Here is a 23,202-nt window from a genome sequence, read left to right on the forward strand (position 1 = left end):
CTCAGCTCTCCACGACGGGGCGCCGCACGGGTTTTCCCGGCCGCGCCGTCACATCGAGAATGCCGTCGCTGATCAGCACCTGGCCGCTGACGACCAGATGCCGAACGCCCTCAGAGGGACGGTTCATCGCCGTGAAGGTCGCGCGATCGCTGAGCTTCTCGTAGTCGAACACGACGATATCGGCATCCGCGTCCTTCGCGAGCCGGCCCTTGGCCCGCATCGCCGGCGTGCTCTGGGACAGGATCTCCGCCGGGATCAGCGCGCATTTGCGCACGCCTTCCAGCAGCGACACGGCCTTGCGCTCGCGCACCCATTCGCGGATGAATTTCGTGAAGCAGCCGGCCGAGCGCGGATGCGAGGTGGCGTCATCCGGCAGCGGCCAGGCATCGCCGGTATAGGTTGAGCCGTCAGAGAGCGTCCACGGCATCGCGTCGGAGGCGATCGCGCCGCCGGGATACAGCACCGACATGTCGAGCAGGTCACGGTGGTGCGCGTTGTTCTCGGTGTCGAGGATGTGCCAGAGCACCAGCGAGGACGGCTCTTCGGCCTGAGCCTTGAGCAGTTCCTCGCGGTCGTGGAAGCGGTAGCCATCGGTGACGCGCTGCACGGAATCGTAACCGGTGCCGTTACGCTCGACGAATTGCGGATCGCTGAAGAAGGCGGCGGCCAGCACGGTCGAGCCGGTGCCGTAAGGGTAGGCCTCGACCGTAATCGGCAGTCCTTGCGCCTGCGCCTTCTCGACCAGCACGCGGCATCGCGCGATGTCGGTCTTGCTCGACGAGTTGAAATGGCAGATGTGCATGTGCGCGCCGGTGGCGCCGGCATAGCCGATCAGGCGGATATAGGCTTCAACCGCGCTCTCGGGATCGATGCGTGACATGAAGGCGACATGGGTGAAGGTGGGCACGTCCTTGGCGGCCGCGAGCTGACATACCGCGGTCAGCTCCTGCACGCCGGCGCCCGGCGCATAAGCGTTCAAAATGCCGATGCCGATGCCGCCTTCGTTGAGGCCGCGCCCGAGACGTTCGAGAATGCCCGCGACTTCCGCATCGGTTGCGACGTTGTCCATCCAGCGGCGATCGCGCATGGCGTTGCCGAACGCCTCCAGCGAGCTCTCCGCGTTGGAGCCCGTCATCGCGCCGATGCGGGCAAAGGCCCAGTTGGTGGCGGCGCCGTAGTTCAGCACGCGGCCCTTCCGCGCCTGGCGCTCATACCAGGACCCGACCGGCAGCACGCCGGCCTCGAGATCGAGCGTCGTCGTCACCCCGTCGAACGCCTGCATGCGGTCGGCCGGAAGCGACTGGCCATGGGCGTGCAGATCGATGAAGCCGGGGGCCACCACGAGGCCTGTGGCATCGATCACCCGCTCGGCGCCGCCGAGGCCGGTGCCGACGGCGGCGATCTTGCCATCCACCACCGCCACATCACCGACGGCATCCATCCCGCTCGCGGGATCCACCACCCGGCCGCCAGAAATCACCAAACCACTCATCTCGTCACTCCGAAAAGCTGAAAGCCAAAAGACCCCGAAGTCCCGGCAGCTTCGGAGGATGAGACCGGCCACGTCGCGGGACCGTCCCGGCGCGCATGATGCAGATTCTGGAGGGAACGACCACCGCTGCAGATGCCGACGCTGCATGCGTATTGCCGCGCAGCTACCATGAAAGGGTGCAGGCAGGATGCAGTCTCGGGTTGCAACTTCGCCAAGGCCAAGCTATGGGATGCGCGCAATTCCAATTTCTGGAGGCGACAATGTCTACGGCTGTCCGCTTCCCGGGTTCGCCGCGCGATACCTAGCGCGTCCCCCGGGATCGATTCCCCGGGTGAGATCACAAAACCCCATATCAGATCGAATTTGCTGCGGCCTGTCGGCGCGCGATTGCGAACTTGTGTCATGACACTCAACATTCTGCCGGCGCCTTGTCAGGTGGCCGGACGTTCCGAGCTGCTCGAACGGCGGCTTCGGCGATATCATCCGCGCTTCCAGGACGCCGTACGTGCCCTGGCCGCGCGGCACCCGCGCCTGGCCGACCTCGCCGCGAGCTTTCCCGCGCTCCTCTTCGCGCTGGCTGTTCCGCGGACACGGCTCGATCCGACGCGCGCGATTGCATGCGTCGTCGACGGCGCTCCCCTCGCGCAAGCCGCCGCGCCTGCCGATCTGCCCCTGTGGCTGCGCAAGCTGCCGCCGGAGGCATTCGTGCGCCCGGTCCCGCGCCTGCCTGACGGCGAGCTGTTTCGCCGACAGATCGCGAACCACCTTCCGCGCTCGCTCAAGCTCGCGCCGTGCTGGCTTCAGCTGGTCGCCGAGGCCGCCGAGCTCGCGCATGAGCCGATGGCTGCGTGGATCGCGCGTGAATTCGTCCGCGAACCGCGGCGTGTTCAGACTGCGCGGTTGCGGCTCATCTGTCTCTGGGCGTGGTTTTCCTCTCAGCCGGCGACATTGGGGCACGATCTGATCGAGAGGCCGTGGACGCCGGACCTGCGGATCGATGCCGCACGTTCGGCCGCAGAGGATTGGCGAACGGTCGTTGCCTTGCAAGCCAATCTCGGCCGCCCGCCAATCGCCGACATGTGGCTGCGGCCCGGCCGGATGGCAGGCTATGAATTCGTGCCGCTGGATTGCATGGCCGCCGTCACCGCAGAGGCGAAGGCGATGAAGAACTGCCTCAACTCATATGGCGCCGATCTCGCCCACAATCGATCGCGGCTCTGGAGCATTCGGAAGGACGGAGAAAGGGTCGCCACGTTGCGGATCGCGCGCCGCTACCGTGATCCGCTGCCGAACATCGTCGAGCTCGAAGGTCCCGGTAATGCGACGGCATCGCAGGAGCTGTGGTGGGCGGCTCGTCAATGGCTGCACAAGCACGACTTGTCGCAGATCGACATGAGGCTACGTACTTGGGAAAGCGCGCCGCTGGATCGCGAAAGCTGGATGTCGCTGTGGCGGCCGTACTGGCTCGCCAAGCACCGTATTCCAGACTGGTTGCCAATGGCGCCGTCCCGCAAGGTGCTCGAAACGCTGTGAGTTGAGATGGAAGGGGCTCCGCCGTCTTCTCGCCTCCATTGTCCTTCAGGGAGCGGGGCGGGGCGGTGTTACGGTGGGCAAGGTTCCCTGAGGTTCCGTGTGATCGTCCGACGTTTTCTGCAACAAAGCTCGCATTCCATTTCGCGCCGCGCTCTCCTCGGCGGACTCCTGTCGGCAGGCAGCGCACTCGCGCTCGGCGGATGTGCTGGCCTCAGTGCCACCGGCGCGCGCTTCGACGCCTCGTCGCTCTCCGTTGACCCGACGTTGCTCGTCGTCACCACGCGCAAGCCCGTCAACGGCGGCCGCGCGAAACCCTGGTTCGGGCCGGAGCGTGCCGCGAGCATGACGGTCGCGCGGGCGAAGCTGACGGCGCCGGACGAGAGCCGACTTTCTCTCGCCTCGGTTGGACTTGAGGATTGGCGTCTCGACCGGATCGAACCGGTGCCGGCCGACGGTGGCGATCTCGCTGCGCAGGCGGGCGCAGGAGACGTGCTGGTTTATGTGCACGGCTTCAAGCAGACATTCGAGACGGCGGTACTGGATGCGGCCCATCTCTCCGATGGGATCAAGTTCCGCGGCCGGACCATGGCGTTCTCCTGGCCTTCCAAGGGAGGGCTGTTCGACTACGCCTATGACCGCGACAGCGCGATGTGGTCGCGCGACAATTTCGAGCGCGTGCTCTCTGCGCTGGTATCGGCGCCAGGCGGCGGCCGCGTGCACATCGTCGCGCACAGCATGGGAACCATGCTGACGCTCGAAGGCCTGCGTCAGCTCCATGGGCGATACGGCGACACGGTGACGAGCAAGATCGGCGCGGTGGTGTTTGCCGCGCCCGACATCGACATGGACGTGTTCTCGTCGGCGATCCAGCGCATCGGCCCGCTCGCCGGCAAGATCACCGTGATCGCCTCGACCAACGATCGTGCACTGGCGCTGTCGGGGCAGCTCGCAGGCGGCATGACCCGGGTCGGCGCGGCCGAGAAGGCCGCCATCTCGGGGCTCGGTGTGCGCGTGATCGATGCCTCCCAGGAAGGCTGGGGCATCATCAACCACGATCTGTTCCTGTCGAATGCGGAGGTGCAGCGGGTGATCCGCCGCTCGATCGACGGCACCACCGCGTAGGAGAGCGCCTGCGCCGAGCCGCGCGAAAAGCCAGCTCCAGCCCACACCCGTTGCGGCTCCGAGGGGAATTGAATTGCAGCTTGCGGATGGAAGACCTATGTTGGGTGTCTAGTCAGGCAGCCGCCCATCGTATGGCGAGAGACTGCAGGATCGACCTCACGGTGGATGGTTTCCATTCAGCATCGGAGGTGATGCCATGGCCATTGCTCCTACCCTCCAGAAATACCTCGCCGCTGAGAACATCCAGTACGAGGTGATCCCGCACGAACTCAGCATGACGTCCGCCCGAACGGCGCAGGCATGTCATATCTCGGGCGACCGCCTCGCCAAGGGCATCGTGTTGCGGCGCGACGGCGGATACATGCTGGCCGTCTTGCCCGCATCGCATCACCTCCGCCTGTCGGACCTGAGGACAAGCCTCGGCGACAATGTCCACATGGCCGATGAAACCGAGATCAATCGGCTGTTCAGCGACTGTGCACACGGTGCAGTCCCTGCCGTCGGCAAATGCTACGGATTGGATATCGTGGTCGACGACAGCCTCGAGGCACAGCCTGACATCTATATGGAAGCCGGCGATCATGAGACGCTGCTCCATATGGGTCACGCGCAGTTTGCGCGCCTGACGGCCAACGCCCCGCACGGCCGCTTCAGCGCGCATGACTGAGGGTCCTGTACACCGCCCATTGCCCTTGCGATTTGGGCGGGAACTCTGGCCGCGAAGCGCCGTCATACTGTTCAGCAGGTGGCGGCGAGAGTGTCTGCGCTTGTCTGGTCGGAGTTCGGAAGACGGGGGTGCTGCATTCCATCAAGGCACTTGAAACCCACGAACGGAGACTCGCCATGAAAGTCAAAGACGTGATGCACAAGGGTGTCGACTGGGTCAGCCCCGACACGCCTATCACCGAGATTGCAAAACTGATGCGGGCGCATGACATCGGCTGCATTCCGATCGGCGAGGATGACAAGCTGGTCGGAATGGTGACCGACCGCGACATCGTCTGCAAAGGACTCGCGAGCCACAGCTTCGATGCCAGCCGCGCGAAGGCACGTGACGTGATGACCGAGGGCATCCATTGCTGCCGCGACGACGATGACCTCGCCAAGGCGATGCATCACATGGAGAAGCTGCAGGTCCGCAGGCTGCCGGTGATCAACAAGAGCAAGCGGATGGTCGGCATCATCAGCCTGGGTGACGTCAGCCATTCCTCATCGGGTGACATGCTCACGGAGACGGTCAGAAGCGTTTCGGCGCATCACTGAACTTACGGCCAAGACGTATGGCCAGGGCTCCTCTCGCGTCGCCGCTCGAACAGGTGTTGAGGGGAGCTTGACCCATGCGCTCGTCATGCAACCATCGCGCGGCGCAGAAGCGACGATGCGATGTGGCTCATCTTGCGCCGGAGTGAATGCAAGTTGCGCCGGAATGGATGCAAGGCCGGTTCACTCGTCGGCCTACGCGATCAAGCGCTGCACCAATGCCGACTCGCTCGAATACGTGAGGAGCGCCTCGTGAGTTGCCCGGGTCACCCCGACATAGGTCAGCCGGACACATTCCTCGACGGTCTCGCCGTGGCGGCCGAGCAGGCCCAAGCCGGCAATGGCGACGCAGGGAAATTCCAGCCCCTTGGCGCTGTGCATGCTCAAGAACCGCACGGCCACCCGCTTGACCGAAACCCTGTTGCGATTGTCCTTGGCGATGTCGATCGGCACGCCATGCCCGGCGAGGATCTGCGCGACCCGCCCGCCGATCCAGTGCTCCGGGTAGAGACACGCCATCTGCGACCATTCGTAGCCGGCTTTCTTGCGGTCGAGAAACCACTCGGCAACGCAGTGAGCTTCTGCGTCGATGCTCACGCACCGCCGCACATCCGGCTCCAGTCCCTGCCGACCCGCATCTTCGGGCAGCAGGATGGCGTGCTCGTCGTCGGCCGTGATGCCGGGAGCGCCGATGACGTCCGCGGCGAAGCGTCTCGCGAAGGCAACGATCTGCGCGGTGTTGCGATAGTTGACCTTCAGCACGGTCGTTCTGCCCTTGGCTTCAATGCCGAGCTGGCTCCAGACCGGGCGCTCACGCCCCTTGTAGATGGCCTGGATATCGTCGTAGACGACCATCAGCGCCTTGGTGCGCGGGTTCACCATCTTGGCCGCGAGCGCGAGCCATTGCGGCTCGAAATCGTGCGCCTCGTCGATCAGGACGGCGTCGTACTGCTCCGCCGGGATATGGCCTTGATCGACCGCCTTCACGACCTCTGCAACGCTCGCAGCCAGGCGCTCTGCGTAGTCCGGATAGTCTCGCTCGGATGGGGCGGCAATCCCGTAGGTCCGCAGCATGCGGTAGCACCACGAGTGGAAGGTGAGAACCTGAACGCGGTCCTCCACGCCCCTGCTCTGCATGGCATCCTCGAGCCGGCCGGCGATGCCGTTGGCGTAACACAGGATGAGCACCGGCTTTGCCGCCGCACGCGCCAGATACTCGGCGCGAAAGGCCAGGATCAGGGTCTTGCCCGATCCGGCGACGCCGCGAATGATGCGATGCCCCTCGCCCAGGCTGCGCGCGAACTGCTCTTGATGCAGGTCCATGACCGCAAGCGTCCGGTCCGAAGAATCGGCGCGAGGAGCATCGTCCAAGGGCAGGGCAATCTGCCGTATGCGAATTTCCGGAAACAGCAGCGCCCGCAGGCGGTCGAATTGCGGCATGGACAGCGGCTCTTCGAGACGCGGATGAACCATGCGCCATAATCTCGACCGGAATTCCTCGGGGTCCACGCCCTCGGTCATCTCATCCTTGAACAGGCAGAGATGCTCGGAGAACACCTCCTTGAGATCGGTCTGGTCGAACTGCTTGCGCGTGATGTTGGTGAACACGGCCCCGAAGCCGAACGGAACGATGGACCGACCCGCAAGGCGATGACCCGGCGGAAACAACAATTGCCCGTCGCGTTCCAGCGTGCGCACGACCTCGAACGTATATTTGCGAGCCTGCTCGAGCGGATTGCTTTCCCGCACCACACCACGACTTGTCAGCAGCTCGACCTTGGTCTTGTCCGCCGAAACGATCGTCTCCAGGCGCCAGTCCTTCACCTCGAGCACGAGCAGGCCGTTCGCGGGATGAATGATGATGAAATCCGGATGCCGGTTGCGAGGGCCGACAGGCAGGTTGTGCCAAACGACAGCGTTCTCTTCGAGGAAATCCTTGAGTCGTTCCGCCAGTCGTAGCTCCCCACGGCTGTCGAAGCGCGCGAAGCCGAGACTCGGGATCAGGATTGCCATGTCACGACCGCGAGCACCATTTGCGGACCACCTCGTGAGCTCCGCGGAGCAGGGCGGTCTCTCCAGGCCCACATGGTTGCCTAGAGTGTGCAGGTTTTCAATGGCTTAGGATCGCATGGCGCTCCGTTCAGAGCACAATTGCGAAACTATTATATCGTTGAAATCGCTGTATGATTCCTCCATTGCCGATGGCCCGGCGGCACGGCATCCGCGTCCTGGGAACGGCGCGGTCCCATTGCTACATTGTCGGGTGGGATTCCCCGATACCTTCATTAGGTCTGATCGCCGGGCCGGCGCGAGCGCAACTTAAAAGATGGTTCCCATGGTGAGTTCAGACAAGAAAGTGGGACGAAACGACCCCTGCCCCTGCGGCAGCGGCAAGAAGTTCAAGAGGTGCTGTCTCAACTCACAAGGCGCGACCGAGATCCCATCCGGATTACAATGCGATCCGCAGGAGGGGGAAATCACCCTTCCGCTCTATGAGCAGGCGCAAGGAGCGTTTCGGGAATACGATCCGGTCGTGGAGCCTGACCCCGAACAATGGCTTGCGCTCGACGAACAGGAGCGGATCGATCTCGTCATGGAGTACCATCGCCGTGCACGGATCCGCGTCCCGCGCGCGAAAGCACATGCTATCTTTCACGTTATCGTAGAGAGCCAGATTGCCGATGCCGAACTGCCGGTGCGACGCATCGCGCAGCGTTTGATGTCTGAAGGGCTGGATCGTCACGAGGCCATTCATGCGATCGGCTCGGTGCTCGCCGCCCAGATGCACGATCTGGTGAGTGAGGCCAGATCGGGCAGCCATGGCGTTGAGGAGAATTCGAAGCGCGATCCGAACGAGGCCTATTTCGCCGAGCTGGAAGCCTTGACGGCGCAAGAATGGCGCCGGTCCGGCTGATCGTCGCGCGAGCCGTTCCCGCCGAAATGGCGCGCGCCGCGCAGAATAAACTGTGAACTCTTATGTTATTGAAATCGCGATATGATCTTGAGCAGAGCCCTATCGTGGCGCCGCAAATTGTTGCACTCAAAAGACAGCTTGCGCAGATAGTCTGATGACGGCAGCTTGATACTCGATCGACGCGATACCGCGGCCATGAGCGGCCGCACGCGGTGCCGCGAGGGAGTTTGTGCATGTCAGCAGAGATGCCGAACGTACGTCAGGTGCAAGGGTACTGCAGTCTGTGCATCGCCCGCTGCGGTACCGTCGCGACGGTAACGGATGGCAAATTCACGCGTCTGGACCCCGATCCGACCCACCCCACCGGGGCGGCAATTTGTGCCAAGGGCCGAGCGGCTCCCGAACTGGTCTATCACAAGGAAAGGCTGAAGCGACCGCTGCGTCGAACACGGCCGAAAGGCGACGCCGATCCCGGATGGGAGGAAATATCATGGGATGCAGCACTCGATCAGATCGCAACCGCCATGCGGCGCATCGCCGAGCGGCATGGACCTGAAGCGGTAGCGTTCAGTCAATCATCGCCTTCGACGACCGCAATTGCGGATTCCGCTGCGTTCATTGTCAGACTCATGAATGCATTCGGTACGCCGAACCATGTGTCGGCGCTCGAGCTGTGCGGCTGGGGACGCGGCTATGCGACACGCTACGTCTTCGGCGTCGGCAGTGTTGCGACCGGAAGTGCTGGCGGGGCGATGGCCAACATTGCCGAATCGGGCTGCCTTATCCTGTGGGGCTACAATCCATCGTTTACGCGCATTACGCATGCGACCGCGACGGTCGCCGGCCTGAAACGCGGAATGAAGTTGATCGTGATCGATCCGCGCAAAGCCGGGCTTGCCAACAAGGCCGATGTCTGGCTGCGGGTGCGCCCCGGAACCGACGGCGCGCTCGCACTGGGTCTGGCCAACATCATGATCGAACGCGGATGGCACGACGAGGCGTTCGTCCGGAGGTGGAGCAACGGCCCCCTTCTGGTGCGCTCCGATACCGACCGGTTGCTCAGGACGGAAGACCTCCTTTCCGGCAGCGGATCGGGACAATTTGTCGCCTGGGATTCCGAATCCAGCCGCGCCGTCAGCTATGATCCGGTGACCGGCTGCTACGAGGCATCCGCTGACCATCTTGCCTTGCGCGGAGAATACACTGTCGCAACCGGAGACGGTCCGATTTCCTGCCGGCCCGTCTTCGACCGCTACGCAGCGCTGTGCAGCAAGTATTCGCCCGAAATGATTGAAGCGACATGTTGGATTCCTCCTGGCCAGTTGGAGGAAGCTGCCCGCACGATCTGGCACGCCCGGCCCGTCTCATATTATGCCTGGAGCGGGCACGAGCATCACGCCAACAGCACGGAGACGGCGCGGGCGATGGCCATGCTCTATGCTCTTACCGGCAGTTTCGATGCGGCCGGTGGCAATGTGCTGTTCCCTGCAGTGCCGGCCGGGTCGATCAGTGGAGAGAACTTGCCTGCGGCAAGGCGGCTTGCTCCCGCAATCGGGGTCGCCGAACGACCGCTCGGACCTGCGCGCTGGAACTATGTCTCTCCGCGGGACTTTTACCGAGCCGTTCTGGAAGACACGCCATATCCAGTCCGCGGACTCGTCGGGTTTGGCGCAAATCTGCTGCTCGCTCACGGCGATCCCGCTGGTGGACGCGCTGCGCTGGCCGCGCTCGATTTCTATGCCCATGCCGATCTGTTCATGACTCCGACGGCGGCGCTTGCGGATGTGGTGCTGCCTGTCGCGTCCTGCTTCGAACGCGAAGCTCTCAAGATCGGATTCGAGATCAGCGCGGAGGCGCAATCGCACGTTCAACTCAGACAGGCCATCGTCGCGCCGCCCGGCGAGGCACGGTCCGATACCGACATCGTCCTCGGCCTTGCCACACGTCTCGGTCTTGGCGAGCATTTCTGGAACGGCGATGTCGATGCCGCTTATCGGCAGCAACTTGGTCCGAGCGGCATCACCCTGGATGAGCTTCGAGCGCAACCAGCCGGATTGCGGAAACCGCTGACGACGCAGCACACCAAGTACGCCGCGCGCGATGACAAGGGAAACCCGCGCGGCTTCCCGACGCCGTCGCGGAAAGTCGAATTCTGGTCGGAAACCTTCATTGATCACGGCTATTCGGCCATGCCGGATTTTGTCGAACCACCCGTGAGCCCGACCGCCCGCCCCGACCTGGCCGCGTCTTTCCCTTTGATCCTGACGTGCGCGAAACCCAGTCTTTTTTGTCAGACCCAGCATCGTGCGCTGCCGGGCCTGCGCAAGCGCGCATTGGATCCGGAGATCGAGCTGAATCCTGCGACGGCCTCGGCACGCGGCATCAGGAATGGAGATTGGGTTGATGTGCGCACTCCCGCCGGCGGAATGCGCGCCCGTGCGCGCTTCAGTGAAGCGCTCGATCCGCGCGTCGTCGTGGGCGAGCATGGGTGGTGGCAAGGTTGCGATGAACTGGGCGTTGGCGCTTGCGATCCGTTCGGTCCTGATGGCACGAACTTCAACCTGACCGTCGACGCCAGCGTTCGCGACCCCGTCAGCGGCACGCCTTCCCATCGATCCAACCTTTGCGAAGTCGGGCCGGTGCGGGAATCTCGTGCAGAAGAGCCTTAGGCCGACGCGAGCGAGGCCGACGCCCGTGTAACTGGGACAATGTCGTAGAACAGCGCGGAATATCGTGGCTTGGCGCTCCACTGAGAACAAAACTGCGAGCTCTTGTGTCATTGAAATCGCGATATGATCTTGAGCAGAGCCCCATCGTGGCGCCGCGTTCGTGATGGGGGGCACTACTGGCCGACGGGACGTCGGTTCATTTCCTCCAAGAGCCCGCGCATTGCGTCGAACTGTGTGCCAAAGCCTTTCCAATCGCCGGAGCGCAATCGTTCAACGGCCTGATTGTAGCGATCGAGCGCCTCCCTTGCCTGACCTGTGGACGGGCCTGTAGCAGGCATTTCCCCATTTGTGCTCGAGACCGGCCGCGCCCCGCCAGGCTCGATGAACAACGCGGACAAGGCCTCGTCGAGCGTCTCCTTCATCACCACGTGTTCACCATAGGCTGCGATCACACGCTTTAGCTCTGGCAGGTGTCCGTGCTCCGCTCGCAAATAGAGCGGCGATACATATAGGATCGAGTTCTCGATCGGGATCACAAGCAAGTTCGCGCCGCGTATCACCCGCGAACCCATCTGATTCCACAGCGTGATTTGCTGCGATATCTCGGTACTCTGGTTGATCCGCGCCTCGATCTGGAACGGCCCGTAGACGAGCTTCTCCTTGGGAAATTCGTAGACGATCAGCTTGCCGTAATCGGGCGCGTCACAACGCGCGGCGAGCCACGCGATCATATTGTCGCGGCGGCTGGGCACCATGGGAAGCATGAGGAAGAACTCGGCCTGCGGCTCTCCGGGCAGCCGCATGACGATGTAGTACGGGGCCATCGTTGCAATGCCGCCGCCGCCTGGCTGGCGCGGGAATTGCCACAGATCCTCGCGGTTATAGAAAACGTCGGCGGCCTCCATATGGTAGGTCTGATAGAGCCGCGCCTGGATCAGGAACAGGTCCTCCGGATATCGAATGTGCCTCTGCAAGTCCGGAGGCATCGCCTCGAACGACTTGAACAAGCTCGGAAAGATACGCTGATAAGTCGCCGCGACCGGGTCGCCGGTGTCAATGAGGTAAAAATCGACGGTCCCATTGTAGGCATCGATGATGACCTTCACTGAATTGCGAATGTAATTGAGATCGAAATCCTGCGCTGGCTGCGAAGAGGGGAAATAGGAACTCACCGTGTAGGCGTCCTGAATCCAGAACATCCGCCCATTGCTGATGACCAGATAAGGATCGTGATCGAGCCTGAGGAACGGAGCGATCGTTTGCACCCTTTCCCCGATATTGCGGCGGATCATGATCCGACTGTCGGTGGTGATGTAGCTTGACAGCAGCAGGTTCGGGTCATTGAAATAGTAGGCAAACAGGCCTCTCCACACCGCCGCTCCTATCGGAATGCCACCCGTGCCGTCATAAGCCGCGTAGACATTGTCTTTTCCCTTCGGATAGTCGAACTCAGCTGTGCTCCCCTTGACGATGACGTAGTTGTTGCTCTGTTCGCTGTAGTAGATGCGCGGCTCGTGGATTTTGGGGCCTCCATCCGCAACGGGCGGGATATCCCGCAAATAGAGGAGCGGCAGTCCTTCAGTGCTCTTGCGCGTGACCGGGCTCATCACCGCACCATTGCCATGAGTAAACAGCACGTGGCGGTTGACCCATGTCTGGGCGTTCGGCGGCAGCAGGGAGGGCCGCAGTTCGCGTGCCGAGAGCATCACACTTTGGTAGGAGCCGTCGAGCCAGTAGCGATCGACGTCTAGATCATGGAATTTGTAGTAAGTGCGGATCTCTTGCAGCTGCGCGTAGGTGTCCGACAGAGGCAGCCAGTCCCACAGCCTGATATTATCGATTGTCGCCTTGTTGGCGTCGAGCGTTTTGGCGGTAAGCTTCTGTTCGGCCGCAAAGGGCCTGGCTGCGATCTTGTCCAGATTGTAGGCCTGCCGGGTGAGCGCAATGTTGCGCTCGATGTAGGGCTTCTCCAGATCCAACTCGCTTGGTTTGACGAAGAATTGCCAGACCAGAATGGGGACTACGCCGGACAGCACGAAAGTGCCGATGACGACGAGCAGGAACGCGGCGACAGGAAGCCGGTAGCTGCGCGTCCGCAAGTTCGCCCACGTGGCGAGAGCCGCAACGATCGAAAGTCCGATCATCAGCCACAGGGCCGGCAGCCCCACATGGACATCGGTGTAGCTTGCGCCGACGACCACGCCGTTGTCGCCGTAGAGCAGCAGATAGCGATCGAGACTGTAGGACCAAGCCTTCACCGCGAAGAAAAGACCGAGCAGCGCCGAGCCGTGGCCAATCGCTGTCGGCGACATCGAACGGTGTTGCGAGTCGTATTCGATATCGCCGTGAGCCCAGTAGATCGTTCCGGCGACAAGCGCACTCAGAGCGAGCGTGAGCATCATCCAGTTCTTGATCAGGATATAGGCGGGCAACGAGAACAGATAGAAGCCGATATCCTTGCCGTAGAGCGGCTCGTCAGAGCCATATGGCACCTGATAGAGAAACCGCAGGATGGTGCCCCAGTTGCCCAGTTCGGCCGCTGCAACGAGAAGGGCGAGCAGGACAACCCCGCCTGCGATAATCGAGCGCCACGGCAAGCGATCGCGCCACTGTGCCAGCGGATCCGCCGGCGCGCTGCCCGCGGCCTGCCACACCGCAGCCGCCGCAAGCTGTGTCGACCGCTTGCCGGCAACACGCAGCGCGAGCCACCCGTTCACCCAAAGTACGAGAGCAGTTGCTGTCCAGATCGCGACAAAGACTGCGGCTTTGGCGCCGATCGTCATCCAGAAGACCTGCAGATAGCCGAGCGACGAAAACCATAGCCAGTCGACCAGGAAATCGCTCGCGAGCTCGAGCAGGATCAGGCAAATCGTAATGACGACAGCCACAACGGTCAGCCCGACCACGCCACTTAGCCGTGGTGCCTTGCGTTGGGGTCCGGCAATCCGGATCGTCATGCCTGATCATAGCGGAAATGACGGACGTCCGCCGCTTGATTCGGGCCGGCATTGCACCCACGGCGAGGGACGCATATGGGCGAAACCCCGGCGCACGCGGAACAACACAAAGCGGAAAGCTCAGCGATGCTGCCGACGCAATCAGTCAGCCATCGCCGGAGATAGTGCTGCGGCTGCGAAGCCGTATCGTACAACGAGGTGGCAGAGCGCGGATTTGGCGCTCCACCAGAATAAAACCGCGAACTCTTATGTGATTGAAATTGTGATATAACTCTCCATTTTCCTCCTCCGTATTGCAAAAAGCGCTACGCATTCTATATTGCTCGTATGGAGGTTCGTCATGCCCCGAGCTGTTGAGCGCAAGGAGCATCCGCTTTCGATGCGGCTGCCGGAAACCGACATTGCCATCATCGACCGGGCAGCGGCTCTGCGCGGCCGCTCACGCACAGACTTCGTGCGTGACGCGGCAGTACGTGCGGCCGAGGAGGTGCTGATGGAGACGGCACCCATTCGAATGAGTCCGGCCGGATTCAAAGCTTTCATGGCAGCACTGTCCGGTCCCGCCACCCCCGTACCGGAAATGATTGAACTCTTCCAACGCGCGGCACCATGGGAGAGCAAAGCGTTTTCGAGCGCAGTGGGTACCGGTTCGCGTGAAGAAAACGCGTCAAAGCAAAAAGGTGGCTCGGACAAGAGAGGCTGAGACTTGGCAATCTCCGGCCCCGAACCGCTGACGCCGGCTCATATTCTAGACGAGTTCTCCTGCGGCAAGCCATCTCTCGATCGGTGGCTTAAGACGCGCGCGCTCTCCAACCAGGAAAAGGGCTTTACGGCCGTTCTCGTCGTCCACGAAGCCGGGCGCGTGGTCGGTTATTATGGTCTCGCGCCAACGGCAATCGTTCCGCCACGCCTGCCACGGTCCATCCGGACCGGTCAGCCGCCCGCCCCTGTCCCTTGTTTGCTTCTGGGGCAGCTTGCGACCGATCAGAATTGGATCGGCAAGGGAATTGGCACCGGCCTGCTCAAGCATGCATTGCAACGGTGTGCCACGGCCGCGAGCCTCATCGGCGGTCGTGCTCTGATTGTCAACGCGGTTGACGTTGAAGCTGCCGAGTTCTGGGCCCGACGCGGTTTCCTTCCCTCAAAAGACGATCCACTTATCCTCTTCAGATCGATCGCCGATATTGCGGCATCGCTTGGCTGAGGCTGAGCTAAGGCAGCAAGAACCTCGCGCCACCAGAACGAAACTGCGAGATTCCAATGGTGTTCGACAAAGGCACTCATCGAGGTCCGATCACCGCGCATCCGCGAGGGCCCGCGGCTCGACCAGCAGGCCTTGTCGTTCGTAACGGCGGCGACTTCTGCTGAAGCGTACGACGACGGCATATCGGGAACTGTTCGCCTTCACACGCCGCGTAAGCAGGGCGTCGCCTGCCGGCAGAAATTCGAGATCATGGAGGCCAACGCAGCGCAGACACGCCGGGCCGGGAGGCTCCATCATCAGGAGACCACCAGTGGCGCCGCAGCGATGGCATGTCCACTCCGTGTTCAATGGCTGGATGACCACCAGTTCCGGGGCGCGGCTTGCCTTCTCCGCCAGGCGTTCGCGCTTCGCCTCGGAAAGTTGCGGCGACACCCAGTGTGTCCGGTATGCCGCCTCGATCCCCGGATCTCCGCTTCGACTGAAGCACAGCGCCCGGCGTTGCGGCGTACGATCAACATAGGCTGTGGGGCTTGCGATCAGTCCTGTCGCGGTTGCCCAGGACTGGAATAGCCGCATGGCTTCCAGGATGCGCGGCGGGTCGATTTGGACAACTTCCTCCAGGCAGCCGACCTGTCCGCGCTGCCAGCGCTCGACTGCTCCGGGATCAAGCCACGACGAGGATGTCGATAGCGCTCACAAAGTGCCGTGCCGCCAGCACCCTTTCGGCTGCTATGGCGATGCGATCGCCAAGTGGAACCCGATTCTTCCGGCTCATTTGTAACTCTCGGCACACCTATCCGATCGACGCCGAACCCGACCCGCCAGTCTCGGCGGAGCGGATCAATTTCGCGGGATTCCAACCCTTTCCAGGTCCAGATGCGGCCCGTCAGCCTGAACAGACTGCTCGGATTGCAGCCGACATACTGTTGATAATGGACATTGCGGTTTTGCGAATCAATGCGCGTCGCTAACGATGATGAAAGCTGGCGACCCAGCTCGGGAGAGTTTCATGGCGCTTCCCCTCGCCCAACAGCAGTCGATCTTTGCCTGGGGCGGCGACGTGCCTTCGACGCCTGAAGACATCCTCGCCCGCTACCTGCACCTTCGGGAAATCTCCAAGAAAGTTCATGAGGAAGTTCTCAAGTGTGTATCCGACGATGCCTTGCTGAATCACGCACGCAGGCTCGGATTGGCACAGGGAAAGAGGTTGCTCCTCGAAGACATGGACGAGATTTACTACCTCTACGATCTTGCCATTTACACCGCACCGGCGGATCGTTCGCGGGCGATTGATCGCTACGCGAAGTCGGCCATGTTCGAGGCGCAGTCCGACGAAGGGTTGATGCTAGACGCAATGCGTCGGTCGCAGTTCGCGATACTCTTGATCGAGCAGCGTCACGACGCGGTGGGCCTGATCGCCACCGACATTCTCCGCAACTCGAAAGTATGGTTGCTCGACGTGGGGATTGAAAGTTCGATGCACGATGGAGAACTCATCGCCACAAGACTCCTTACCCCGGAGGCGTTCTCGATGACAGCCGGCGTCATGGTCCCGTTCGAAATCGAAATGCTCAAGGAAGTTTGCATGCGGCTGCCGCAGCGCCTCGCCAACGGCAAGCTGAGCCGCGTAGCAGACGACAGGCGCTTCGCCGAAGCCGTCTACAACCTGGCGCTCGCGGACGGCGTCATGGATCGCGTGGCCTATCTCGATCTTGCCGACGAGGCTTGACCTCACGTTGCGGAAACGCAGAAATCGGCACACTCGGCAGGCATGGCGCTCCCTAGGGGAATCGAACCCCTGTTTCAGCCTTGAGAGGGCCGCGTCCTAACCGCTAGACGAAGGGAGCGTGAGGGCTAGCCAATAGCCTCGAAATTTGTCCGCCGCAAGGACCCCGAGGGGCCTTTTACGGCTCATTGGCGAATTTCAGCCGGCCGGCCGGCCTCAGGGTGTGGGCGTCGAAGGTGCGGATCTCGATGACCCCGCCGAGATCGAGCGTGACTACGAGCCGGTCGCCCGCAACCCCGGTCGAGACGATTCTGGCGCCCTTGGGCAGGGTGGCGGTGACATCCCCGGCGGCTTCGGCCGCCCTTCCCTCGGACTTGAAAAGGCGGTAGCCCACCGCGATCAGCACGGCGCAGATCGCCAGCGCCGTGGTCAACCCCGCGATCAGCATCATCCGCCGCACCCGCGCGAACAGCGCGGCCTGCTCGGGGGTCGGTTCGGGAACAGCGGTATCAGACGTCGTCATGGAAAGCTCTGGGTCAGCGCAAAGGTTGGAGGTTGTCGTCGCCGGCGACGAGGGCTCGGCCCGGCTCGACCGCGTGCTGGCGGCGCGCTTGCCGGAGCTGTCGCGGTCGAGGCTGAAGGCCTTGATCCTGGCAGGCGCAGTGCAGCTGAAGGCCGCCGCGGTCCGCGACCCCGCTTATCACGTCGCATCCGGCGATACGATCATAATCGACGTGCCGGAAGCGGCGCCCGCCGAGCCCAAGGGGGAGGAGATCGCCCTCGACATCGTGTTCGAGGACGACGACATCGTCGTCCTCAACAAGCCCAAGGGGCTGGTGGTGCACCCCGCGGCCGGCCACGAGACCGGTACCTTGGTGAACGCGCTGATCGCCCATTGCGGCGCCTCGCTGTCGGGCATCGGCGGGGTGCGCCGGCCGGGCATCGTGCACCGGCTGGACAAGGACACGACGGGGCTGATGGTCATTGCCAAGAACGATCTCGCCCATGCCTCGCTGTCGTCCCAGTTCGCCGACCACGGCCGCACGGGCGCGATGCGGCGCGGCTACATGGCGTTTGCCTGGGGCGTGCCGAACCGCCATCGCGGCACGGTCGATGCGCCGATCGATCGGCATCCGCATGCGCGCGAGAAGATGGCCGTGCGCCAGGGTGGCCGCGAGGCGGTGACGCATTGGGAAATCCTGGAGAGCTTTGACGGACGCGACGGCAAGGGCGTCGCCGCCCTGCTCGCCTGCGAGCTCGAGACCGGCCGCACCCACCAGATCCGCGTCCATCTCGCCCATATCGGCCATCCGCTGATGGGCGATGCCGTCTATGGCCCGCATTTCAAGACCAAGGCCAACCAGCTCGGCCTCGAGTCGCAGGCAGCTTTGGCGGCGCTGGGGCGGCAGGCCTTACATGCTTACCTGCTGGTATTGGAGCACCCGAGAACGGGAGAACTTCTGCACTGGGAGGCGCCTTTGCCGGAGGATTTGCTTCTCCTCGAACGGATGCTAAAAGCGGCGCTATGACGCAGGCCGCTTCAGAAAGCCTTTACATTACAAAAAGTTATAGCTGCCACACGGGGACGTGACGTCAGCAATCCTTCCCTTTTTGCCCCCCCATGGGGTATATTGCGCCTGCGTTGAAATCACCAACGCGGAACATCGCAGCTACGGCCGGCTTTAACACAGCGGTCGTCTGCCTGGCCCGCCGCTATCGGGGGCCTGAACCTTTTGGAGGGCGCACTATGGCCCGTACCGCTGCTTTGCCGGTCCTCAATGGAGAATCCGGCCTTTCTCGCTACCTCGCCGAGATCCGCAAGTTCCCGATGCTGGAACCGCAGGAGGAGTACATGCTCGCCAAGCGTTGGCGCGAGCATGACGATCGCGACGCGGCGCACCAACTCGTCACCAGCCATCTCCGCCTCGTGGCCAAGATCGCCATGGGCTATCGCGGCTACGGCCTGCCGATCTCCGAGGTCGTCTCGGAAGGCAATGTCGGCCTGATGCAGGCGGTGAAGCGTTTCGAACCCGAAAAGGGCTTCCGTCTCGCCACCTACGCCATGTGGTGGATCAAGGCGTCGATTCAAGAGTACATCCTGCGTTCGTGGTCGCTCGTGAAGATGGGCACCACCGCGAACCAGAAGAAGCTGTTCTTCAACCTGCGCAAGGCGAAGAGCAAGATCAACGCGCTGGACGAAGGCGATCTCCGCCCCGACCAGGTCAAGATGATCGCCAAGCGCCTCGGCGTCACCGATCAGGACGTGATCGACATGAACCGCCGCCTTGGCGGCGACGCGTCGCTCAACGCACCGATCCGCGACGACGGCGAAGCCGGCGAATGGCAGGACTGGCTGGTCGACAACACGCCCAACCAGGAAGCCATGATGGCGGAGCACGAGGAATATGATCACCGCCGTGACGCGCTGAACGGCGCCATGGGCGTGCTCAACCCGCGCGAACGCCGCATCTTCGAGGCGCGCCGCCTCGCCGATGAGCCGATGACGCTGGAAGACCTTGCTGCCGAGTTCGGCGTGTCGCGCGAGCGCGTCCGCCAGATCGAGGTCCGCGCCTTCGAGAAGGTGCAGTCCGCGGTCAAGGGCACGATCGCAAGGCAGGAACAAGCCGCGCTGGAAGCCGCGCACTAAGCGCGGCGGTTCAGCGCCAGAGATTGGCGGATCGAAAGAGACAGAAAGCCGGCGGCAACGCCGGCTTTTTGTTTGGGTGTGAGCTAGGGCATCTGTTGCGGAGATGCTGGCAGGGCATCTTGAACGCCAGCAGCGGATCGCCCGACAAACTCTTGTCGGCCACATCCAGAGAACGGACACGCGCCGTGTCGATCATCCTGCAATCCACCGTCGGCGGCTTCTCCGAGCAGTTCATGCGCAAGCTGCCGCCGGTCGAGCAGGCGATGCGCGAGCACGGGCTCGAGCCGTCCGAATTCGTGATCTCCAAGGACTATGCATCGACCGCGACAGTGCCGTTTCTCGGGCCGTTCTTCTACGATTACAGCGTGTTCTTCGGCGACGAGAAATTCAGCGTCACAGCACCGAACGACATGGTGTTCCTGGACTATTTCTTCAAACGCGTTCTGGCGGCGGATCGACCGCCGAAGCGGCGGCGTCCGGGTTTGATGCAGAGGCTGTTCAGCTGGATGGCACAACCGGAGTGAGATTACGGTCGATGCGCCTCGCTCGATCGCACTTGTCGCGGGACGCTAGCTCGTGTAAGTGCTGCGCCCCGGCGCAATCGCGCGCCGCTTTGTTCACGCTTTCAAAGGGAGGCGGCATGAAGTTGAGATCGAAACCTTCCGACCGCCGCCCGCCCACGGCTCGGCCGCGGCAGGTCATGAGCTGAGCGCCGCTTCGCGGCTGTTCTTCCAATTATTCACTCCGGTTCCGAGGGGCGTGACGCAACACGGCGTCGCGCCGTGTCGTCATGTATTTGCGGTTCGTTACACCGCTCATCCACCCGCACAGCCGCGTGGAGAGCGGCTTCTTTCGTGCGTCCTGGTACCTCGACCGGACCAACTGCCCCGACTGGATTCGGCACGAGATGGCAGATCAGTTCGACTGGTTCGCGCGGCATCTGCCGATCCCCGGGCGGATCGCGCGGCACTTCAAGCGGCGCGATTCGATCTGGGGCATTTGCTGGTTCGATCCCGGGGCCCGCGAGGCGGTCAGCCGCGCGCGCTACTGCGCGTGGCTGCTCGAGGAAGGCGGCCTGCCGGTGCGTACGATCACGACGTCGCACCAGCGTGAAGTGATCTGGCGCGATGCGCATCAGATCGTCGCCAAGCCTTCGGCCGACCTTCCCAAGGCATTTCCTTGAATGGGAACGGCTCGCCAAGCATTGGCCGTTCGGCCGGCGGTTTCGGCCGCTGGTTGCCGGACGCGCCTTCGTGGCTGGACTCCGCCTACTCCCCCCATTCCCGCGCCAGCGTCGCGAGGATGCAGCCTTCGCAATAGCGCGCGTCCTTGTAGTCGATCCAGTTGTGCGCATAGACGCGATCAGGCGGGATGTCGTAGCGCGCGCGCAGCACCTTGACGAGGATCTTCCACGCCACGACCTGAGCTTCGGTCGGCCCCGCCGTCACGTCGGGATAATTGCCGGCGAACTCGACGCCGATCGAATTGTCGCGCACGACCTGGCGATAGGTCGATCGGTTGTCGATGTACTTGTTGTCGTTGCGGTTGGCGCCGTCGCCGTGGGTCGGCACGAGGTTCTCGGCGACCGCCCAATAGACCGTGCCGTCGGTCTCGACCCAGACCGTGACGCCGCGCCGTGTCGGGTTCTTCGCCTGTGCCTGCGCGCCGCCGCGCGCCGAGCCCGCAGGTCCCTCGGTCTGGTGCACGATGATGTTGCGCCAGGGTCTTGCGTTGCGGACGTCGCCCCACGGCGCCAGCCAGACGATGTTCAGGCCGGGAATCTCGGGCGTGCCGGAAGCGCGCGCGAGCCTGGCGAGCTCGGCATCCGCAGCAGCGGCGGGGACGATCGGAAGGAGAGCAGCCAGGACGGCCGCGAGCAGGCGAAACATCATCATGGAGGGTCCAATGCGACGTTGAGCCTAACAGGCTTTACGCGAATGTCCTCACCGTCCCGACAACCTCGGGTGAAAGCGGCGGGGCGGGGTCATAGACCGCAAAATCGTTCTTGCCGCTCTTCTTGGCGGCATAAAGGGCGTGGTCGGCGTTGGCCATCAGCCGGTCGGGGAATTCGCCGATGCCGCGATCCCACTCCGCAACCCCGATCGAGATCGCGATCGGAATGTCGCGGCCGCTGCAGCTGGCTGCATCCTGACGGCAGACCTCGAGCACGCGGCGGGCGATCGTGGCAGCCTCGCACAGGGACGAGGACGGCAGCACGACGCAGAACTCGTCGCCGCCGGTGCGGGCGAGCATGTCGCCGGGCCGCAGGCGCGTCTGCGCCATCAGGGTGAAGTGCTTGAGGCAGGCATCGCCGGCGGCATGGCCATGGGTGTCGTTGATGGTCTTGAAGCCGTCGAGATCGATCACCAGCAGCGAGAACGGCACACCGCTGCGCCCCGAACGGGCGCATTCCTCGGTCAGACGCTGCAGCAGGTGCCGCCGGTTGGCGACGCCGGTGAGATCGTCGAGCAGCGCGAGGTCTGCGACTTCGTTGCGCAAGCGATCGATCGCCATCAGCAGGAAACCGAAGTTGAGCGTCATCGACAGGAACAGCAGCCCGAGCACCATGATGGCATGGTTCTGGCCGCCGGCCACGGCCGAGAAATCGTAGTCGAGCAGGTTGCCCACGACGCGCACGCAGAATGTCGCGAGCATGGCGATGATGACGATGCCGGACAGCCGGGCGCCCGGGCTGGCTCGCCCTTCCGGCGGAGACAGCAGCAAGTCCAGCGAGCACAACAGCGGCAAGGACTGTCCGAGCGTGTAGCAGAGCATCCGCAACGGCATGTGATCGAAGCCGAACTTGAACAGAACGACTCCGCTGAGGCTCAAGACCCCCGTCGCGACCATGAACCGCCAGGACACTGGCCGATCATAGAAGCGTTCGATGCCCATTGCGGCAAAGCAGCTCGCCCCGATGATGCCGGCACCGGCGATCAGAAGCGGCACAGGAGACATGGCCGAAAGGCCGATCAGGGCTATCACCGCTCCACCCGAACCAACGAAGGCCGATGCCATCCAGAACCGCGCAGCCGCGAAATTCGGGTAGGAGCGCGTCACGTAGGCCCAGATCACGCCGAGCGCCAGGAAGTTGACGACGAAGACCGTCCACAATGTCGGTACGTTCAGCATGGCGCGTACAGCACGCGCAGCGTCCCGCTCCCCCTTCCCGGCAGCCGTCCGTCCATGACCCATCCCCGTCTTCTTGCGGAGGACGATGCGACGGTTGCGCTTAATGGAGTCTCACTGCGGCTTGCGAAAACGCATGCTTGGTTTTGGATTCATGAACGCCACGCGCCATTGTCGGATCGTTAAGCCTGTCGCCGCCGATGGCCGCGCTGGCGCGCGAAGCGGATTCGCGACCAAAAATCACCCGAAAATGCATCTGAGCTGTGGATAACAGGATGACACGGATGTGACGACGCGGGGCAGCCGGCTCCGAATCTGCTGAGTTTGTCGTCGAGGATGTTGCGAGGCTGGCCCTCCGCCGAGCACCCTCGTGTCGCGTTCCACCATTAACCCTTGAGAGGATACTATGGCTAAGAAAGCGAAGAAGGCGGCGAAGAAGAAGGCGAAAAAGGCCAAGAAGGCGAAGAAGAAGTAACGAGGCTTCTGTTTCTTTGCCCGGGTGGACTCAGCTCCGCCCGGGCGTCGGGTCGATCGAAGGTGGCGGGCGCA

At 62.9% G+C, this 23,202-nt stretch carries 20 protein-coding genes and 1 tRNA gene; 13 read left to right on the forward strand and 8 right to left on the reverse strand.

Annotation, left to right across the window (positions count from 1 at the left end; all coding sequences use genetic code 11):
* Window position 1 precedes the first annotated feature (1 nt).
* Window positions 2-1,492 carry an amidohydrolase family protein gene (locus tag N2604_RS35365; RefSeq protein WP_260372562.1) on the reverse strand — a complete coding sequence of 497 codons (1,491 nt, stop codon included), beginning with the start codon at window positions 1,490-1,492 and terminating at the stop codon, window positions 2-4.
* A 132-nt stretch (window positions 1,493-1,624) separates the two neighbouring features.
* Between N2604_RS35365 and N2604_RS35370 the strand changes: the two genes are divergently transcribed.
* The 4 genes from N2604_RS35370 to N2604_RS35385 all read left to right on the forward strand — a co-directional run bounded on the left by N2604_RS35370 (window position 1,625) and on the right by N2604_RS35385 (window position 5,410).
* Entirely contained in the window at window positions 1,625-3,025 is a 1,401-nt protein-coding gene (locus tag N2604_RS35370; RefSeq protein ID WP_260372563.1) for a hypothetical protein, read from the forward strand.
* Window positions 3,026-3,124: 99 nt separating this feature from the next.
* A complete protein-coding gene (locus N2604_RS35375) occupies window positions 3,125-4,147 on the forward strand; it encodes an alpha/beta hydrolase (RefSeq protein ID WP_260372564.1) in 1,023 nt (340 codons plus the stop codon).
* Between the two features lie 196 nt (window positions 4,148-4,343).
* A complete protein-coding gene (locus N2604_RS35380; RefSeq protein WP_260372565.1) occupies window positions 4,344-4,814 on the forward strand; it encodes an aminoacyl-tRNA deacylase in 471 nt (156 codons plus the stop codon).
* A gap of 176 nt (window positions 4,815-4,990) precedes the next feature.
* A complete protein-coding gene (locus tag N2604_RS35385; protein ID WP_260372566.1) occupies window positions 4,991-5,410 on the forward strand; it encodes a CBS domain-containing protein in 420 nt (139 codons plus the stop codon).
* Window positions 5,411-5,602: 192 nt separating this feature from the next.
* On the opposite strand, the gene N2604_RS35390 is transcribed toward N2604_RS35385, so the two are convergent.
* Entirely contained in the window at window positions 5,603-7,420 is a 1,818-nt protein-coding gene (locus N2604_RS35390; protein ID WP_260372567.1) for a DEAD/DEAH box helicase, read from the reverse strand.
* Window positions 7,421-7,742: 322 nt separating this feature from the next.
* Between N2604_RS35390 and N2604_RS35395 the strand changes: the two genes are divergently transcribed.
* On the forward strand, window positions 7,743-8,321 hold the full coding sequence (locus N2604_RS35395) for an SEC-C metal-binding domain-containing protein (protein WP_260372568.1): 579 nt from the start codon (window positions 7,743-7,745) through the stop codon (window positions 8,319-8,321).
* Window positions 8,322-8,554: 233 nt separating this feature from the next.
* Window positions 8,555-10,990, forward strand: coding sequence for a molybdopterin-dependent oxidoreductase (locus tag N2604_RS35400; protein WP_260372569.1), 2,436 nt, complete (start codon window positions 8,555-8,557; stop codon window positions 10,988-10,990).
* A 173-nt stretch (window positions 10,991-11,163) separates the two neighbouring features.
* Here N2604_RS35400 and N2604_RS35405 read toward each other — a convergent pair whose 3' ends face one another.
* Window positions 11,164-13,947: a UPF0182 family protein gene (locus tag N2604_RS35405; protein WP_260372570.1), complete on the reverse strand. Its 2,784-nt coding sequence runs from the start codon at window positions 13,945-13,947 to the stop codon at window positions 11,164-11,166.
* A gap of 340 nt (window positions 13,948-14,287) precedes the next feature.
* On the opposite strand from N2604_RS35405, the gene N2604_RS35410 reads away from it, so the two are divergent.
* Complete coding sequence (locus N2604_RS35410; RefSeq protein ID WP_260372571.1) at window positions 14,288-14,650, forward strand: DUF1778 domain-containing protein; 363 nt, start codon at window positions 14,288-14,290, stop codon at window positions 14,648-14,650.
* Between the two features lie 3 nt (window positions 14,651-14,653).
* Window positions 14,654-15,151 (forward strand): GNAT family N-acetyltransferase, encoded by a 498-nt coding sequence (locus tag N2604_RS35415; RefSeq protein WP_260372572.1) that lies wholly within the window; start codon window positions 14,654-14,656, stop codon window positions 15,149-15,151.
* Window positions 15,152-15,241: 90 nt separating this feature from the next.
* Here N2604_RS35415 and N2604_RS35420 read toward each other — a convergent pair whose 3' ends face one another.
* The gene (locus N2604_RS35420; RefSeq protein ID WP_260372573.1) at window positions 15,242-15,583 is read right to left on the reverse strand and encodes a hypothetical protein; all 342 of its coding nucleotides are present in this window, start codon (window positions 15,581-15,583) and stop codon (window positions 15,242-15,244) included.
* 577 nt (window positions 15,584-16,160) lie between these two features.
* On the opposite strand from N2604_RS35420, the gene N2604_RS35425 reads away from it, so the two are divergent.
* The gene (locus tag N2604_RS35425; RefSeq protein ID WP_260372574.1) at window positions 16,161-16,880 is read left to right on the forward strand and encodes a hypothetical protein; all 720 of its coding nucleotides are present in this window, start codon (window positions 16,161-16,163) and stop codon (window positions 16,878-16,880) included.
* A 43-nt stretch (window positions 16,881-16,923) separates the two neighbouring features.
* Here the strand turns inward: N2604_RS35425 and N2604_RS35430 are convergent.
* Both N2604_RS35430 and N2604_RS35435 read right to left on the reverse strand, forming a co-directional pair.
* Window positions 16,924-16,998 (reverse strand) — tRNA-Glu (locus N2604_RS35430).
* Between the two features lie 57 nt (window positions 16,999-17,055).
* The gene (locus N2604_RS35435; RefSeq protein ID WP_260372575.1) at window positions 17,056-17,400 is read right to left on the reverse strand and encodes a hypothetical protein; all 345 of its coding nucleotides are present in this window, start codon (window positions 17,398-17,400) and stop codon (window positions 17,056-17,058) included.
* Here N2604_RS35435 and N2604_RS35440 point away from each other — a divergent pair.
* The 4 genes from N2604_RS35440 to N2604_RS35455 all read left to right on the forward strand — a co-directional run bounded on the left by N2604_RS35440 (window position 17,399) and on the right by N2604_RS35455 (window position 20,707).
* Window positions 17,399-18,406: an RluA family pseudouridine synthase gene (locus tag N2604_RS35440; RefSeq protein WP_260372576.1), complete on the forward strand. Its 1,008-nt coding sequence runs from the start codon at window positions 17,399-17,401 to the stop codon at window positions 18,404-18,406. The two genes, N2604_RS35435 and N2604_RS35440, sit on opposite strands and share 2 nt — an antisense overlap.
* Before the next feature lie 218 nt (window positions 18,407-18,624).
* Window positions 18,625-19,524, forward strand: coding sequence for an RNA polymerase sigma factor RpoH (gene rpoH / locus N2604_RS35445; protein ID WP_260372577.1), 900 nt, complete (start codon window positions 18,625-18,627; stop codon window positions 19,522-19,524).
* A gap of 185 nt (window positions 19,525-19,709) precedes the next feature.
* The gene (locus N2604_RS35450; RefSeq protein ID WP_260372578.1) at window positions 19,710-20,048 is read left to right on the forward strand and encodes a hypothetical protein; all 339 of its coding nucleotides are present in this window, start codon (window positions 19,710-19,712) and stop codon (window positions 20,046-20,048) included.
* 266 nt (window positions 20,049-20,314) lie between these two features.
* A complete protein-coding gene (locus N2604_RS35455; protein ID WP_260372579.1) occupies window positions 20,315-20,707 on the forward strand; it encodes a hypothetical protein in 393 nt (130 codons plus the stop codon).
* 85 nt (window positions 20,708-20,792) lie between these two features.
* Here N2604_RS35455 and N2604_RS35460 read toward each other — a convergent pair whose 3' ends face one another.
* The gene (locus N2604_RS35460) at window positions 20,793-21,419 is read right to left on the reverse strand and encodes an N-acetylmuramoyl-L-alanine amidase (protein ID WP_260372580.1); all 627 of its coding nucleotides are present in this window, start codon (window positions 21,417-21,419) and stop codon (window positions 20,793-20,795) included.
* A gap of 34 nt (window positions 21,420-21,453) precedes the next feature.
* Entirely contained in the window at window positions 21,454-22,656 is a 1,203-nt protein-coding gene (locus tag N2604_RS35465; protein WP_260372581.1) for a GGDEF domain-containing protein, read from the reverse strand.
* Between the last annotated feature and the right edge of the window lie 546 nt (window positions 22,657-23,202).

This window comes from Bradyrhizobium sp. CB1015 (assembly GCF_025200925.1).
GTDB lineage: Bacteria > Pseudomonadota > Alphaproteobacteria > Rhizobiales > Xanthobacteraceae > Bradyrhizobium.